This window comes from Mycobacterium sp. 1245801.1 (genome assembly GCF_001673055.1).
In the GTDB taxonomy this organism is placed as follows: Bacteria; Actinomycetota; Actinomycetes; order Mycobacteriales; family Mycobacteriaceae; genus Mycobacterium; species Mycobacterium europaeum_A.
Map to the genome: position 1 here is coordinate 1 of NZ_LZKY01000139.1, position 16,604 is coordinate 16,604.

General features: G+C 59.9%; 7 protein-coding genes and 1 pseudogene. 1 reads left to right on the plus strand and 7 read right to left on the minus strand.

The window, feature by feature from the left end:
* Positions 1-92: 92 nt before the first annotated feature.
* On the minus strand, positions 93-1,340 hold the full coding sequence (locus A5622_RS08435) for an AAA family ATPase (protein WP_232002909.1): 1,248 nt from the start codon (positions 1,338-1,340) through the stop codon (positions 93-95).
* A gap of 235 nt (positions 1,341-1,575) precedes the next feature.
* Here A5622_RS08435 and A5622_RS08440 point away from each other — a divergent pair, with 235 nt between their 5' ends.
* Positions 1,576-7,977 (plus strand): DUF4011 domain-containing protein, encoded by a 6,402-nt coding sequence (locus tag A5622_RS08440; protein ID WP_066877863.1) that lies wholly within the window; start codon positions 1,576-1,578, stop codon positions 7,975-7,977.
* A 546-nt stretch (positions 7,978-8,523) separates the two neighbouring features.
* Here A5622_RS08440 and A5622_RS28010 read toward each other — a convergent pair.
* The 6 genes and pseudogenes from A5622_RS28010 to A5622_RS29580 form a co-directional block, all read right to left on the minus strand.
* Complete coding sequence (locus A5622_RS28010; RefSeq protein ID WP_082994552.1) at positions 8,524-9,978, minus strand: DNA phosphorothioation-associated putative methyltransferase; 1,455 nt, start codon at positions 9,976-9,978, stop codon at positions 8,524-8,526.
* A gap of 62 nt (positions 9,979-10,040) precedes the next feature.
* Positions 10,041-11,222: a DEAD/DEAH box helicase gene (locus A5622_RS28015; RefSeq protein WP_197507974.1), complete on the minus strand. Its 1,182-nt coding sequence runs from the start codon at positions 11,220-11,222 to the stop codon at positions 10,041-10,043.
* Positions 11,223-11,315: 93 nt separating this feature from the next.
* A complete protein-coding gene (locus A5622_RS08445; RefSeq protein WP_082994554.1) occupies positions 11,316-13,448 on the minus strand; it encodes a DNA sulfur modification protein DndB in 2,133 nt (710 codons plus the stop codon).
* A gap of 9 nt (positions 13,449-13,457) precedes the next feature.
* Entirely contained in the window at positions 13,458-14,081 is a 624-nt protein-coding gene (locus A5622_RS29015; protein WP_156752892.1) for a GIY-YIG nuclease family protein, read from the minus strand.
* A gap of 54 nt (positions 14,082-14,135) precedes the next feature.
* Positions 14,136-14,984, minus strand: a complete 849-nt coding sequence (locus A5622_RS08450) for a phosphoadenosine phosphosulfate reductase family protein (protein ID WP_066877867.1) — start codon at positions 14,982-14,984, stop codon at positions 14,136-14,138.
* Positions 14,977-16,604, minus strand: a pseudogene (locus A5622_RS29580) (hypothetical protein); the annotation flags it as partial. The pseudogene A5622_RS29580 and the gene A5622_RS08450, both read right to left, overlap by 8 nt.

The following is a 16,604-nucleotide window of genomic DNA, read 5'->3' on the forward strand; positions in this document are numbered from 1 at the left end:
GACCAGCACGGTGATCAGCTTTGCCCGGTCTGCGGTCAAGGAACCCTTGACCAAGGTTGGGCGCTGGCGGCGCGCGCGGCCCTCGAGCGCGATCAAAGCGCCCTGAGCGACCTCACCGCCGCTCGCGCCGAGGCGCAGCAGGCGCGATCGTCAGTCGTGGCAATGGTGCGATCGGTGGCTCGCCCGCCGCTCGCCGACGCCGAACTGAGCACCATCGAAGCAGCGCGCGCCGCCAGCGCCCAACCTTGGTCAAGGGTTCCTTGACCGCAGACCGGGCAAAGCTGATCACCGTGCTGGTCGTGAAACTCCAGGGTGGATTCAAGCAGCTGGGCGCGGTCGGCCGCCAATGCATCGGCGCGCCGGACTTCCCGCTGTAAAGCCTGCGCCGCCGATCGCAGGGCTGTGCACTTGATTTCGGCGTCCTCGGCGCTCGGCGCCGTCAGCTTGCGTGCCTGTTCCCACGCCGTGGGAACATTCGGTGCTACGCCGGTGATCAGTGGGCGCACTGCGTCCAGGTCGGGCTTGTTCTTCTTGACCTGTGCCGCCGCGGCCGAGGCGCGCGCATCTTCGTGGGCGGCCAATATCGGCTTGAGGGCATCGGCGGCTTTCTTGAGGTCGGCGCCGGGTTGGCGAAGCTTTTTGACCTCTGCGTCGAGGACGCTAATGGCGCAGGAGAGCTGCTCGAGACCCAGCAGCCGATAGAGCTGATCGTAGAATTCGCTGGGCTTGCCTTCCAGGATGCCGCCGAGCTCGTCGTAGCTGAGCAACGGCCGATACATCGTCAGCGCCGTGTCCCATCCCAGCGCGCCGACCGGTTCCTGCTTTTGCCCTTTGCGCTGCACCCAGCGCCGCGCGTCCTCCACGGGAACGTCCTGGCCCGCCGGCCAGTCCACGCCGATTGCCGTTGTGCCCGAGCCTTCTTCGGTCAGACCGATGCGGATCTGCGCCGGTTCACCGGCGTGCAAGTTGCGCCAAGCCTGCGACCACACGACCGGCTTGTCTTTCCACCGAGAATTGACGCCAGTCAGCGCCAACTCAAGCGCCTCGGCCAACGTCGACTTGCCCGACCCGTTGCGGCCAGCGATCACCGTCAAGCCTGGCCCCGGCTGGAGCGGAACGGTGACAATGGGGCCGATGCCACGGAAACCGGAGACGGTGATGGATTCGAGATAGGCACCGACAGGGTTCTCGGGCTCGTCGACGGCGGTGAGCGAATCCGTCACGTGCGCGGAGGCGCTGCCGCCCAGCGCTTCGGAGAGGACGTCGGGGTCCTCAAGCGCAGCCAGCACCGCCAGCCGCGCGGTTTCGCTTAGCGATTGGTCGGCGTCGGCGAGTGCCAACACGTAATTCTTCAGCGTGTCATTTCCCGGACCTGGTGCTCCCACGGAGAAGAGAGTAAAAGCGCGCGCTGACTCGCCACACGCTTTTGGCGTAACGGGTTGCTCAGGAACCCCTGCGGAAAGTTAGCTTGTCGTGGTTTTATGGCCAACGCGGGCTGTCGGTCGGGCCACTTAAGCTCGCCACACGTCCGCGCAGTACGGCAGCATCCACCGAATTCAGCTGGAGAGACCTCACGTGAGCGAGAAGAACTACCACTCCCTCGTGGGTGAGGCGCTGTCAATATTGGTCGACGGCCTCGGCCCGTTCGTCGAAGATGTGTGCGGCCAGGCGCTGCCGCCCAGCGTGCCGTGGACCGAGGTGCTGCGCCGCAAGGATGCCGCCGCCGGACGGCAAATGGGCACTTACAAGGCTCGTGACCTGTCGTTGATTCTGCGCGCGATGACCGAACGCCTTGGCGAATACGGCTTCCCGTTCAACCGGCGGCTCTCGCGGGTCGGGCAAAGCTATGCCAGCGAATTGCGCGACGTTCGCAACCGATGGGCACACAACGAGTCCTTTACCGCCGCCGAGGCTTACCGCGCCATCGACTCCGCCGAACTGCTCTTGCACGCGGCCAACGCCCCCGGGCCGGCGGCCGATGCCGCCCGGCTGAAATCGACTCTCAGCGTCCTACCTGCCGCTTCGCCGGTGACCGAAAGTCAAACCCAACCGGCGCGCGAGCCGGCGCCTCCCGTTGCACAGCGACCCAATGAACAGAAAGTTCCCGCCGCGCGATTTGCCCCTGCGCCGGCACAGCAGATAACAACCTTGACGGCCGCGGCCCGGCTGGAGATCAAGGCCATCTCCGACCTGAGCTATCCGATGGCACATTGCCGGATACCCGTGGTCGACCAGGTGACGATCGACGGGGTCACCGAGGACCTGCGGGGCGCGGTCCTCCGGGTGGACGTGGTCAGCGCCACGGGTTCACATGGCGGACCGCGCGAACTGCACGTCGATCTCGCGGCCGGCAAGCCCACGATCCTGCGCGACGTTGACTTGGCGCTGGACCCTGCCTCCATGCTGACGGTCGACGACCAGCGCCCAGGCCGCATCGAGGCAGTCCTGCACGATGCCGCAGGCGAAGTGATCGCGAAGGGCTTCAACGAGGTCAACATTCTTGCCGCCAACCAGTGGAAGGCCACCCCGCTGCAGCTGGGGTTGGAGATGTTGGCCGCACACATCCAGCCGAACGCAGCAGCGATCAGCGCGCTAATGCCGGACGTTTCCGATCGTCTCAATGCGGCCACCGGACGCTCGACGATCGACGGCTATCAGAGCGAAAGTCCAGAACGAGCCGACGCCATCGCGCAGGCGGTTTATGACGCCATGCGCGCCAGGGACATCCGGTATGCGGAACCTCCGGCAAGTTGGGGACTCGACGGTCAAAAAATTCGCACGCCGCACGAAGTCCTTGATGGCCGACTGGGAACTTGCCTGGACACCGCTGTCACGATGGCCGCCGCGCTGGAACAGGCTGGCATCAACACCACCCTATGGGTCATCAAAGGCCATGCCCTGCTTGGCTATTGGCGAGTCGACTCTGCGCTACCGGCCATCTCCACCACCGAAGTAATCGACGTTGCCAACCTCGTGGACCTCGGTCACATACGGCTAATCGAGACGACGGTGCTGGCAGGGGGCGACGGCTCCTCACCGTTGCCAGAGGCAGTCGCCGCCGGCAGAAGACATCTTGGTGATGACTTGTCAAATGTCCTTGGTGTCACCGATATCCGCCAGGCACGGCTCTCGAGGATCTATCCGCTGCCCAGTCGCACGCTGAGTCCCGATGGCAGCGTCCTCGTCACCGAATACACCCCGGCGCCGGGGCCTGTGATCGCCCCTTATCAACGCTCCGACTCGAGCGCGACCGTCTCGGATCAGACGGATTCGGTGCCGCCGCGTGTCGCCAAGTGGAAGAACGCGTTGCTGGATTTGAGCCTGCGCAACAAGTTGATCAACTACACCGACCGCGCCGGATACCGGGTGGAGATACCAGGACCCGCCCTCGGCCGCTTCGAAGACGCCGTTAATGACAATGCACGCATAACGTTACTGGCGTCTGACGCCGTCAAGGAAATCGATGTCGCCCGCGGAATCCGCTATGGGCGTGACCTTCCCGAACGCGAACGCGAACTGCTGCTCGCCGAAAAGAACAGCGCATACATCGACATTACCGCCGCGGCGTACAAGATCAAGCTGCGGTACCTGGCCGCGAAAGCCAAGACCATCGTCGAGGAAACCGGGTCCAATAACCTGTATCTGACTTTCGGGATGCTGAACTGGCGGTTCGACGACCGCGAACTCCGGTCGCCATTGGTTCTCGTGCCCGTCACGCTCAGCACCGCCAACCGCGGCGAGCGCTACACCCTAGCCCTCGACGAAACAGGCGCCTCGACACCGAACTACTGCCTGGTCGAAAAGCTGCGGGTTTCGTTCGGCCTGGAGATTCCCGATCTCAAGGAACCCGCGCAAGATGCGTCGGGGATCGATCTTGCGGCCACCTTCGACGCCGTTCGCCGCGCCATAACGCGGGCAGGTCTGCACTTCCGGGTCGAGGAGACGACGCACCTGGCGATCCTGCAGTTCGCGAAGTTTCCGCTGTGGAAGGACCTTGACGATTCGTGGAAAGCGTTGTCGAGCAACAGCTTGGTTCGACACCTAATCGATTCGCCCGACAAGCCGTTCACCGACCCGGTAACCGGCAGCACCGACGTCGACCTCGATCGGCTCGGCGACGAAATGCCGGTACCAGCCGACTCGTCTCAGCTGCAAGCCATCGCCCAAGCTGCTGCCGGACGGACCTTCGTGCTGGAAGGCCCGCCGGGTACCGGCAAATCCCAGACGATCACGAATCTGCTCGCCCACGCGATGGCCGCCGGAAGGCGGGTGCTATTCGTGGCCGAAAAGCGCGCCGCCCTCGACGTCGTCAAGAAACGGCTGCAGACGGTCGGATTGGGCGAGCTGTCGCTGGATCTGCATGACAAATCTTCGCGGCCCGCCGCCGTTCGCGAACAGATCCGCGCCGCTCTAGATCTCAGTGTTAGCGCCGATACCGATTCGCTGCGTACGCAAACCGAGGCGGCTGAATCCAGTCGAAATGCGCTCGCCCGCTACGCGCGGCGGCTGCATGAGGAAAACGCCGCCGGCATGTCGCTATATTCAGCACGCACGGCCGAGCTCGCCGCCGACCAGGACATCGCCCCGATCGAAGTTCCGAAAGGGCTTGTCGCCGGCGGCCCTTCGGAGACGCTCGATGCCCTCCAGCAGGTGATGCGAAAGCTGCCAGAGGTCGCCGATCTCGCGCAGCCAAGCGTCGATCACCCCTGGGGCTTCATCGACTCGCCCCCTGCGGAATCAGAGGTCGCCGAAATTCACCGGTGCGCAGTCGAGTTCGACTCGGCATTGGCCGCAGCCGTCGAATGTGGCTTCACGATCGAGAGCCTGGGGCTGTGCGGCCTGCCCGCCGGTTTCGACAGCTGGGTAAAGCTTTGTGGCGCTCCACGGTACCCATTGGCCGCGCTGGACGCCTTGCACGAAGGCGCCTGGGCTCAAGAGCTGAAGTCTCTAGGCAACGATCTGCAAAACCTTACGCAGCACAGTCCCGGGTGGCTGTCAGTCGCCTCGGTCGGCGCGGTCGATCTCGACATACCAGCGATTTACGCGGCCGCGGTGGCCGCGGATGAATCGAAATTCTTCGGGCGCAAGAAACGTCGACGCGCCGTCCTGGAGCAGCTGTCAGACGTGCTAGTCGTAGAACCGAAAACCATTGACCTCAAAACCCTTACTTCCCTCATCGCCGACATACTGGAGTCGCACGTAGAAGTGGCCGGGCTGCGCACCAGGGTGGCGAAAATTCCGGTGACCGTCATCACAGAACCGTGGAATGCCCTTGTACCCGAACAGGCTGCGAAGGTCAGGCATGAGCTGGGGTGGCTGCGGTGGACGGCTACATGTCTGTCTGTTCAACCAGACGATCCGCACGTTGCCGATCTGCGCTCGTACTACGCGAATCAGCCCGCCGGCGCCTTCAAAGATCAACTCGCCCGCATCCCGCTGGCGTGGAACGAGCTGACGACGGCGACCCGCAGCAATTCGGAGCGTCAGAACGAATGGGCGCAGCCCGAACCGTTTATCGCCCGCTGGTGGGCGACGCGCACCAACCGCCGCCTCGACGACACGGGCTCAATCGAGCATTGGGTTGCGTTATTGCATCTCATCGAACCGCTGAAACCTGCGGGGATGTCCGCCGTGCGGACGGCCATCCTAAACGGCGAGATCGACCCCGACGATGCCAGCTTGGCCTTCGCGCGCGGCGTCGCCGTGGCATCCGTTGCCGAACGCCGCGACGCCACCGCCCTGGGTAGCTTCAACGCCACGGCTCACGACAAGACGATCGAGCGATACACAAATAGTTTGCGCGGGATCCGCGGCGAGCTGCCTCGAGCGATCCCGGCGGCGCTACTACAAAAGAGGCGATTCGACGCCAATGCCGCAAGCGGCCAGATCGGCGGCTTGCGCCGCCAATTGGACCGACGCCGCGGCGGGATGAGCGTGCGCGGATTGATCGAGCACTACGGGGAGCTGATCACCCAGATCATGCCGTGCACGATGATGAGCCCCGACTCGGTGGCACGGTTCTTCCCGGCGCGCCCGGACCTGTTCGACATCGTGGTGTTCGACGAGGCATCCCAAATTCGGGTCGCTGATGCCATCGGGGCGATGGGCCGCAGCCGCTCAGTGGTCGTCGTGGGAGACAGCAAGCAGATGCCGCCGACCAGCTTTGCCGAGGCGAACGCCAACGTTGACGACGCGGACGACAACGACCAGGAGTTCTTCCTCGATGAGGAGTCGATCCTCACCGAGTGCGTCCACGCGCAGGTCCCCCAGCAGTGGTTGTCCTGGCATTACCGCAGCCAGGACGAGGCATTGATTGCCTTCAGCAACCAGCACTACTACAACCGGCGGCTAGCCTCCTTCCCCGCACCGCGAAGCGGTGGCGCGTCCGATGCAGGCGGACAAGGAATATCGCTAATCCGGGTGAACGGAACCTTCGAGCGGTCCGGCAAAGGCAAGACGCTGCGGACCAACCGCGTTGAGGCCGATGCCATCGTCGATGACGTAGCGCGGCGGTTCGAGCAGTCGCCCGATGCGGTTCCGTCGCTGGGCATCATCACGTTCAACGCCCAGCAACGCGACCTAATAGATAACCTATTGCGCGACAGTGCAGACGAACGGGTGGTGCGTGCTCTGGACGAGCCGGATGGCCTTTTCGTCAAGAACCTAGAAAACGTCCAGGGTGACGAGCGCGACACCATCCTGTTCTCGGTAGCTTTCAGCGCAAACGAAAAAGGCGTGGTGCCGCTCAACTTCGGGCCGCTGTCGAGGCCCGGCGGGGAACGTCGACTCAATGTTGCGATCACGCGCGCTCGCCGACAGGTGGTTTTATACGCCAGTTTTGATGCGGAGGACCTGCGCGCCGAGGAAACCAGCCAGATCGGCACCAAGCATCTCAAGGCGTACCTGGAGATGGCGGCGCGCGGTGTCGACGACGCGGCCGACAGCATGCGTCGGACGCCCGTGATCGATCGCCACCGTGATGACATCGCCGCTGCATTGCGAGACGCCGGTCTGGTCGTGACAACCGATCTCGGCTTGTCCGATTTCCGAGTGGATCTCGTACTTGCGGCTCCCACGGAACCCGAGCGGCAGCTTGTCGCAGTTCTCCTCGACGGTCAAGGCTGGCGCGCACGCCGCACCGTTGCCGACCGCGACTCCCTGCCGGTCGATGTACTGTGCGACCTAATGCATTGGCCGGCCATCGAACGAGTGTGGTTACCGGAGTGGCTCCAACGCCCTGAACACGTCGTGACCCAACTCAAAGGTTCAGTGGACACAGCGCGCCAGCGTGTGCTCTTCGGCGAGATAACGGCCCCGACAACGCCGTCCACGTCGTCGACCGCTCCCCTGCTTCAGGCCGCCCCGCTCCTGCGATCGACCTCACCGCTCAAACCACACGCTCCACCGAGTCATCCGATGGTGCAGGTGTATCGGGAGTGGAAGCCCGGACGGCTCGGGGATGTCACCGTGCTCGATGATCTACCCATCGCATACGCGAAGTCGCGGGTATACGACGCAATCATCAGTGCGATGGCTGCGGAAGCCCCGGTACACCCGCGTCGCCTTACCAAGTTGGTTGCGGCAGCCTTCAATCTGACCAGAATCAACGAGAATCGCCATCGATCGATTGAACGAATCGTCCCTGTCGACTATCGCCGGCCGACAGGCGACGGCTTCTTCTGGCCCGTCGGCGTTGAGCCAGAAGACTGGCGGACCGTGCGCCGGCCGCCGGAAGGGACCAGTCGTCAGCTAGACCACGTATCGCTGATCGAAATTGGCAACGCGATGATCGTGGTGGCAGAGCAGACGGGTGGGATCGACACCTATGACCTCAAACGCGAGGCGCTTAATCTGCTGGGCGGCCGCCGCATCACTCAGCAGATAGACGCGCGGCTAGACGATGCGTTGAACAAGGCCTTAGAGCGAAAGGTGCTGCGCCGTGGCTCTTCTGGGTTGATCGTTTGCGACCCGGAATAGCTGCCTGATAACTCGATGTGAGGCCGGGCAATACAGAAACACAGAACAATCCTGAGGAAGCCAACGATGGAGACACGCTGCGGGAACATTGCCGCAATCCCTGACGTCCCCAGACGGGAGCTGCTACTGCGGCTGCGGTGCCGCGACAAAGCCAGGAAAATGCTTCGTGATTACGCACGATCGCAAAGCCGAAACGCGTGTGATACACAAGCGGTTTGGCAACATCGCGACGTTCGTCGTCTGGGCCGAGGCCTATTCGCCGGAGGACCCAAGATAAGTAGCAACTCGCGCGCTTTGGGCCGCACGTCGAGTCGCAGAGGATTGTCTAACCAGACTTAGGACACCTGCCCTCGATTTTCTGAGTGGTCTTGTCTTGACCGACCGGTTTGGGCCGGGGGCGGGTTTTTGGTTACTAAGCGGAGCGACCAAAGCCGGACTCGACCCCACCACGCGGTTCGATACCTGGACCGCACACGAGGACCTGTGCCATGGACGCACCCTGTTGTGAGATCTAACCTCACTGCGCGAGCACCCAACACCCATAATTCAGCAGTCTCTTAGACCCCGCTTAACCAGACGGTGACCTCGCAGATTGACGCCGCAACGCTCTAGTTCGCTGTGCCAGCCATCTTCGAGGCCAATGATCGTTGGATTCTCGTACAGCCCTGCACGGGCCTCCGCTGCTGTGAGACGGCGGTACTTCGCGTAGTGCGGATCGTCAGTGTGTAGAAACTCCTCCTTGCGGTGAAGTATTGGCCGATTTGATCGATCGCCGAACCGCTGGAAGCTCGCCTCTAGAGATGTCATTTCCACGCCATACGTCCACTCCAGACTTGGATGTGGATCCGCATCAAACGTGGGGTAAGACGACCACGAAACCCGCCTGCCACGGTGGTCAAGCTTGAGTATGTTCCACTCATCCGGCCTTCCGGCCGCGACGAATCCACAGTATTCGTAGAGGCGAAGAACTACAGGCATTTTCGGTATTGCACGCCGATGGACGTATAGCGCAGTGGCAGTCAGTTTGCCGGGTGAATTACGCATGGCACCGCGCACGTAGGTGTCGTCGCGGATCTTCGTTAGCAGCCGATCAGCGCGGGCACACGCTTCGCGATAACTCTTGAAGCAGTGTTTGATGTCCGCTTGGACGGTTAACGGGAGATCCTTTAGGGACACTCGACCATTGAAGATTGACGTGCCGAGATACAGCAGCGTGTCGAGTGTCGAACGTTTGAACCCTTCAGCAACTCGCTCGGGCGACGCACCCTTTTGGATAAGCTCTAGCATCGACCTTCGCGAAAGCGTACCCAGCATCGGTAGGAGGTCGTCCGGTATTTCTTCGAATAGCGGCGGCCGACCACGCTGCTCTGTAAACGATATGAGCTCCGATACAGCCGAGGCGTAGTCTTGACTATCGGCCCAATGGAAGCCTGCAATCGTTCCCCGAGCCAAGTATGAGAAGCGATCCTCATCGCGGCGGAATGCGTATACGACACCAGGAGTTGGCGACACGCACCGCGTACCTGTCACCTCATCGACAAACTTCCGTAGCTCGTTCGGACTGAAGAAATGCTGAAATGTGTTGCGGCTAGTAATAAGTCCATCGCCGGAGGCGATGCCGTTAACTGAGCTGAGCTCCCACTTGAGACGGCTGGCTACAATTAGCACTCTTGATGTAAACGCCCAGGCAGTCCCAAGCGTCTGCCGTCGCTCGGCAGAGTCCTCAATGACGTTGAGTACGTAATTAAGCATAACAACGTCGTTTGCCTCGAGTTTCGTGTCGGGAGCGTAGAACGGGTCCCAGCCTTTCGCATTGAGACCCAAGCGACCCAAACGCTCCACGTCCTGACCACGACCACAGCCGTAATCGAGTACCGAAGCGTCCGCGCGCATTACGCCATCGAGTAAGGCTTGTCTCACGGGCATCGAGAGATCACCACGGCCGATTGCGGTGCGCTGCCTCCTGCTGGCCCAACCGTTGTTCTCCGTAGCGATAATCATTACGCCGTCTCGCCTCGTTCGTTCATGCGAAGTGTCTGGAAGTCAATTCGTCCCGCATCGGGTTAGTTCCGCGACCAGTCGTAATCCCGATATCGATAATATGATGACGGAATTCCATACCGAGTCAGATGATCGTCGAAATCCCACACTCGAGCGAGCGCCGAGCCACCCGTCTTCGGTCCTCTTGCAGCTCGTCCCACCATCTGCTCAAAGAGTATGGGGCTTCCAATTGGCCCGAGGAGCAAGACATCAGACACTGCCGGACAGTCGTAGCCAGTGGCGAGCAGACGCTGGTTTGCAAGCACTTGGACCTTCCCCTCCCCGAATGCGGCAAGTATCGCGAATCGCCTCTGCGCCGAAAGCTTAGAGCTCACGCACGCAGCTGGTACTTCCAACCCGCTCAACGCATCGGCCAGGCACTCCGCGCCTTCAACTGACTGCGTAAACACCATCACCCGCCGCCCCCTCAGCGCGAAGGACTGGCAGGCTTTGACCGCAACTCTCAGTCGTGTGAGCTCGTCCGCTACAGGGATCGCCCGTTGCGTCAACTTGCGGAACTCAAGGCGTGCAAGCACCCCACGCCTCTGTAACGTGAGGACTGGATTCGTACCGAGGGTACCGCTCGTAATCAGTTCGCCACCAAAAAATTCGACCAGCTGACTTGTCTCTTCATCCACAGTTCGGCCAGGGGTAGCCGACAGGCCAATAAGACCCGTCGGCCGTGACGAGGAAACGCTATGTTTGGCACGTAGTGCCCGAACCGACTGTTCGTATGTCCGTGCGCCAAGTTGATGGGCTTCGTCAAAGACCACCGCGTCCCAAACTCCAACGTCCAAATCGTCACGTAACCGCGCATAAACCTCCTGCGGCGTGGTGACGCAAACGCTTCGGCCACTCGAAGTTTGAAATCCCTTTCTAATTCGCATATCCGGGCATCGACCTATCGCCTTCCACATCTCAATGAATGTCAGCAGCGCCTGGTCAACCAACTCACGTGTGGGGGCCAGCCAGATGACATTCTCGAGCGTTTCGCGGGTAAACGAATCCAAACACGCAACGACCGCAGTGCGGGTCTTTCCTCCTCCAGTAGGGAGAGAGAGAAGACCGGTCCGACCTTCGGACATATGCTCAACAAATTTCTCAACAAGATCGACCTGGTAATCGAAAAGCCTTGGCCGGAGCTGTGATCTGACGAGGTCAACGGAGCCTGTTTCTACCGCCGGAACGGAAGCGCTCTCGTCCACGGCGATAGGGTCTTCACCCCAAGGCGAGGTCCGCATTGGGAAGTACTTTGAAAGCTCTTCCCGCAGGCGCGTACCTAGGCCGTCCGTCGGCATCTACAGCCCAATGCCCTGCCATACGTACCGTAGTCGGTCGTGCATTTCGTCCATCGCTTTGTCCGGGTCGTGGCTATGCCCCTGCGATCGAAGGATGCGACCGCCGAGTGAGGCATCCGTATTTGTCATGCGCTTCAGCACTCTGCCAACTTTGCGACAAACGGCGCCCGCCGTCGGGTCTTGGCAGGTGGCCCAAAACTCGTTAAAATCTGACTCCTCCACCGGCTCGCGCATATCGTCGTACAGACACATTGCAGCAACGGCGAAGAGGATGTCTTTCGCGCGACTCGACGCGCCTTGGGTAAAGTCGATTCCACCTTCAGCCTTCAAGAACGAGCCCAACCAGAACTTTCCGAATTTGCCTTCAGCCGACTCGAATTCAGCGTCAACTTCGAGTAAGTTGGGAATTGCAGCGACGAACCTGTTCATTGCCGCCACATATTCTGATGAGCGAGATTCATACTGCGCCTTGAGTGCAGATTCAATTTTCCCTAGCCCACTGCTCGGAACCGACGTAACATTTGACCCAGGAGCCGCTTCGGAGAATTCGAAGGCATCATCCTCAATATCCGTGAGCTCTAGGTCATCATCGAAGGCAAGATCACCAAAATCGACGTCATTATCGTCGTCCTCTTGGGCTAGCTCGCTGACGGCGGCTTCCCCAAATTGTGAGTATTCTAGGAACCCTTCCACCATCGCTCTTTGGAATACCACATTGAATGCCAACCCCCGGTCACGCTTGCCGGTATTCTGAGCTTTCAGCGTTTTGAGAAAGTCGGCTTCCCCTTTCGGGTTGGTGTCGGCTAGCGCGGCGCGCTGCAAGAATTGCCCGTACTCAGTCGATGCGTGCCCACCAGTAACACCTTCTTTCTGGCTCGCCTGATACAGTTGAAACCACTGTTGGTACTGCATCGAGAACGAACGGTCCTCCACCCTCTGGGCGATTAGATCGGCGTAAGGCTGGAACTCCGTTAATAACCGGATAATCGGCTTTCTCCAGACATCGCCGAATGCATTACCAATCGCATCAAGGTCGGACTCTTGATAGGAAAAGGAACTCATCTGCAAGTTTTGCAGATCGGCGAGGCGGCCTCGGGCGGAGCCCAAGTTAATCCCGAGGCGGTTCTCCAGCCTAATTATCTGCTTGTTGATGGCATTATAATCCGTCCAGTCCGATATCGGCTTCGTATCCAGAGATCGGATCACAATCCAGTCGAGGCCCAGGACAGTGCAGAGATAGGGTCCGTCGTCGAACTTCGCTTGTTCGGAGTGCCAGTCAACGAGCGACAGTGGTAAGCGCGGCGGGGCGCCGTGGAGCGTGTCGGCGTGGTCACTTAGCTTTTGAGCAATTAGTGTTCGGACACAGACAGCGTGTGGATCACGGTCGTCGAGCAGGATTTGTCTGCCCCGCTTCACCGTTTGTGCATGCTTATTTAAATCAATAAATAGTGTACGAAGGAGTTCGACCATTGGAGGGTTGGTAGGGCCGCCATAGCCTACTGCTTTGTCAAAAAGTAGGAAGATGACGGGAACCCGCGAACCCGTCACGCTTGAGACCGAGGTTGCACCTTGCACCAGAGATTTAATCGCAGCTAGACGGTGCTGCCCGTCGATTGCGACTCCAAAGACTTCGTCGGTGTTCCAGCGTATCCGGCCACTGCGGAATTCGTCATCAGCTGGGGAATCCCACTGGTTCCAACTGCCGATAGTGATGGGGCCGACGTTAATAATCTTTCCGAAGCTATCGGGGTTCGCCAATCCGGGCGGGCTCCAGTCGATCGCATCGTCGAACTTGTCTGCCAGTCTGCCGCGGGCAGTATCGTAAGGCAGGAGAGCAATTGTAATCGAATTGAAGAATTGTGGGATATCCGAATTTCGAAGATACGGCACGATTTGTCGCTCGACTCGAGTCCAGTCGATATCGCGCTGGTATAGCTCGTCAAGTTTCCATTCGATGTTTTCTGCGCCGGGAATCTCAGAAGTGAGCCTCAAATCGGCGGCTGCATCCTTCAAGCTCACGGTAGTGGCGAAGTATGGGATCTCCCATTTCGATAGCCGAAAGCTTCCGTACAAATAGTCGAAGTTCTTTGTAGCGGAAACGTCTTTTATCGTTGAGTGTGCTTTCGCTGTCACGCTTTTCTCCTAACCTGGTCTGATTGTGAAACCTGCAATGGTAAGGCTGGAAGTTAGGTACTCGAGCGATCGACGAGCAGCGGTTGCAAATTCTGAATCTCTATTTTCAATTCGCACGAAGTACAGTCGGAGCATTTTCCACGACAGTTCCGGCGCCTCCCGCACCTGCGCGCCAAACTGACTTTCACCGGACAGATGCTGGGTTATCCGCTGTTGGAGATTCTCAGTTTCCCCCACGTAAAGGGCGGGAAGGTGGGCGCTGAGCTCGTTGATATATTCGGTCATCCATTTCCGTGCCGAGTTTGGAGATAGAAACTTTCGGAAGAATTGTTTTTTTGGCTCCGGCAGCCCGCGCCCGCGGATCTCGACGTTTGAGAGCCGAAGATAGTGTGATAACTGAGAGTCGGCGACTCTGCCCAACGGGATCGTGCACAAGCGATCTAGCCATGTGGTGTATTCATCGGGATCAGCCTTTTGCAGGATCCCTGGCGCGAGCGCTAACTTCCACATGTAGACGGCTGCGCATTTGGGCAGTAGCGTCGCGAGCGGTTCGGCACCGTTGTAGAGGTCCAGTAAGTCAGCACCGGACTCGCTCTGCCACAAATGATTCTGCTGGCTCTTATTTACTGACATCAGCCGCGGGAGGGGACATGGCTAGGAGGCCGGCGAGGGCGTAACTGTGGGCGATCAGAGCGCACACACCGAACACTGCATAGAGTCGTCGTCATCATCAAGTGCATCCCCAAGTACCTCCCACAGCGGCCGGTTTTTCTTCCGCTTCTTCGCCTGTTCCTGTGCATCAGCGTGCCGAGCGAGAATCTCTTCTCTACGGGCTAGGAGCTCGGGAAGGGATTCTCCACCAGACCACGTGTACTGCCGGCCTTTCATTGCATAGTCACCAAAAGACGCGTCCCCATCGGCGCCGGCGTCCTGACGGACCTTTGACTCGATGGCGATGGCGCGCTGAAACAGTTCGGGGTGGCGGTCGGCAAGTCCGACCCACTCGGCCTTGCGTTGGTAGAAGCAGAAGTAACACCCCGAGCGGGTGCGCCAGTCGTAGTACTTCGGCAAGCCGATGCCCGACTGGTCCAGAATCCGCATCACGCCGTCGTGGTCCACGTTGTCCTCGACGAAGGGCAGAACCGTTCGGATATTGGGCTTGGTGCTTACATAACCCTTTCGCCCGGACTCGTCCGCCCTGATAGCGACGTATGAAACGGCGTGATCATCACCGATCCACTCTTCAAGTGGCTCGATCTTCATTTTTTTCGTGCACCAGCGCATCTGCGGTGATGGAAGGGCTCCTCGGTACACGTCAAACCAATGGTCGAAGCCTTTACGTGCGTTGAGCCGCTCGATGGGTTTGCCGAGTGCAGTCTCAAGCCGGTCGAGATACTCGTACGTCTCGGGAAGCTCCGCGCCCGTATCGCAAAAGAAGTACTCCATCTCCGGTACGCGGTCGCGCATGTAGACGGCCAAGGCGCTGGAGTCTTTTCCTCCACTGATCCCGCAGATGTGTCGGATCATGTCAGCCATATCGCTGGTCCTCCCTGTTGGCGACTCGGGCAGCGGCCGAGACGGCCGTCTCGTGCTCCACAGCTAACCGTGCCATAAGCATCCGACAAGCTGTCGCTCGCGACATGCCGCTTCCCATCAACGTTTCGAGCAAACGCTCATAATGAGGGTCAATGGCGGCCTTCTCTGGCTCGGTGAGCGCAAGTAGCTCGATCGTCTCGGTGCCATCAGGCCTTGTCAACGTCATTCGGCTCGATGAATAACCCTGGGTCTTGCTCGCAGCCAGACGGTCGTGCAATAGAGCGGACGTGCGACGCAACGCGCCTCCGAGTTCCGCAATACGCAGTGGGAAACGAGCACCGACGTCATCCGTCCAGATGCGTGGCGCCTGACCATCACATGCCACCATTGCCAGGTTTTCAAGCCACTCCTCGTCATCGAGCGGACGGCTCAACGCACCAACGAATGCCTTGAGCCTCGGCTCAAGTATGTGCCCGCTGAGTCGCGTCGCGTCAGCGCATAGATCCTGGCGAAGCTCGCTTAAGTCGCTGGACGTTGACGTTGCGTGTGCCAGTTGACGTCGTATTGAATCCATCAACCGGGGGTAGGCCTCTCGCAGCTCACGAATCGCATTAGCGAGTCGGTCAGCGAACTCGTCAGCAACATCATTATCCATGCGTCCTCGTCCACTGAATGAGCGCATGCCAAAGATTCCGGGAAGCGTCTCGAATACGAGTACATCCGGCTCTGCCGCCTGACGGAAAGCGTCTCTCACAGCGACAGCCTCTGCAGAGAGACCGGTTGTGGTCTTTTGCGAGTAAGGGGGAAGTAACCGCAGCTCGCGGAACAATGCGGTAGCAACGTTCAAGAAGGTTGGTGAACCGCCGCGGTAGCGCGTTGTGATGCCCAGGCGCGAGACAAGACTCTCGATGACAAGAGCCCGATTGCCCTTCGTGGTTTGAGTGTTCTTTATCGAGAAGTGGCCGATGTTCTTCATTAAGCGCTCTGCAACAGCATCGTCAATCGAGAGGACGAGACTGCCGTGCTCGTAGACGGCGATCTCATCACTTCGGGCGATGAGGCCAGTGATCAAAAGGAGAGGAACGATGCCGTCCTTGAGACCGACCGGAGGTAATGTGAGGCGTGAACGAATCTGGGCCAAGCTGGTGCGCCCATTCGTTGCCTGATCGAACTGCGAGTTGATTAGGGACCAAACGGGCTTCCAGCTGCGGTCCACCGGCGAGCGCAGCTCCCAATACCCTGTATCCGACAAGCGATGGATTCCAGTCTTTCGAAACACCGCCTCATAGATGGCGCGGTCGGGCCCATAACCCTCGATTGAAAATGCTTCAGTGTCTCGGTGTGCGAGGAGAGCATCCGTAAGAAACCGTCGCGCTTTCGCGCCCTGGCTCGTTAGGTCTCGACGAGCAATCATTTCATTCGCGATGTGAGGCGTTTCGTGGTAAGCGATGTCTGCTACGTCGGACAACAACGCCGACACACCAGCAGACGCATCAAGCAACTGCTCTGTGCCCGCTAGATACCAACGCGCCCGTGCATTCCATGTGTCGGCGATAACGACTTGCAGTCTCTGCTGTGCCGCAGAGGCTCTCTCAACCAGCTCACTGCGGGCCACCCAAT

What these genes read in the sequence shown, in the direction of transcription:
- A5622_RS28010 (WP_082994552.1), bottom strand. Translation starts at nt 9,978, where the DNA reads ATGATTATCGCTACGGAGAACAACGGTTGGGCCAGCAGGAGGCAGCGC.
- A5622_RS29015 (WP_156752892.1), bottom strand. Translation starts at nt 14,081, where the DNA reads ATGTCAGTAAATAAGAGCCAGCAGAATCATTTGTGGCAGAGCGAGTCC.
- A5622_RS08450 (WP_066877867.1), bottom strand. Translation starts at nt 14,984, where the DNA reads ATGGCTGACATGATCCGACACATCTGCGGGATCAGTGGAGGAAAAGAC.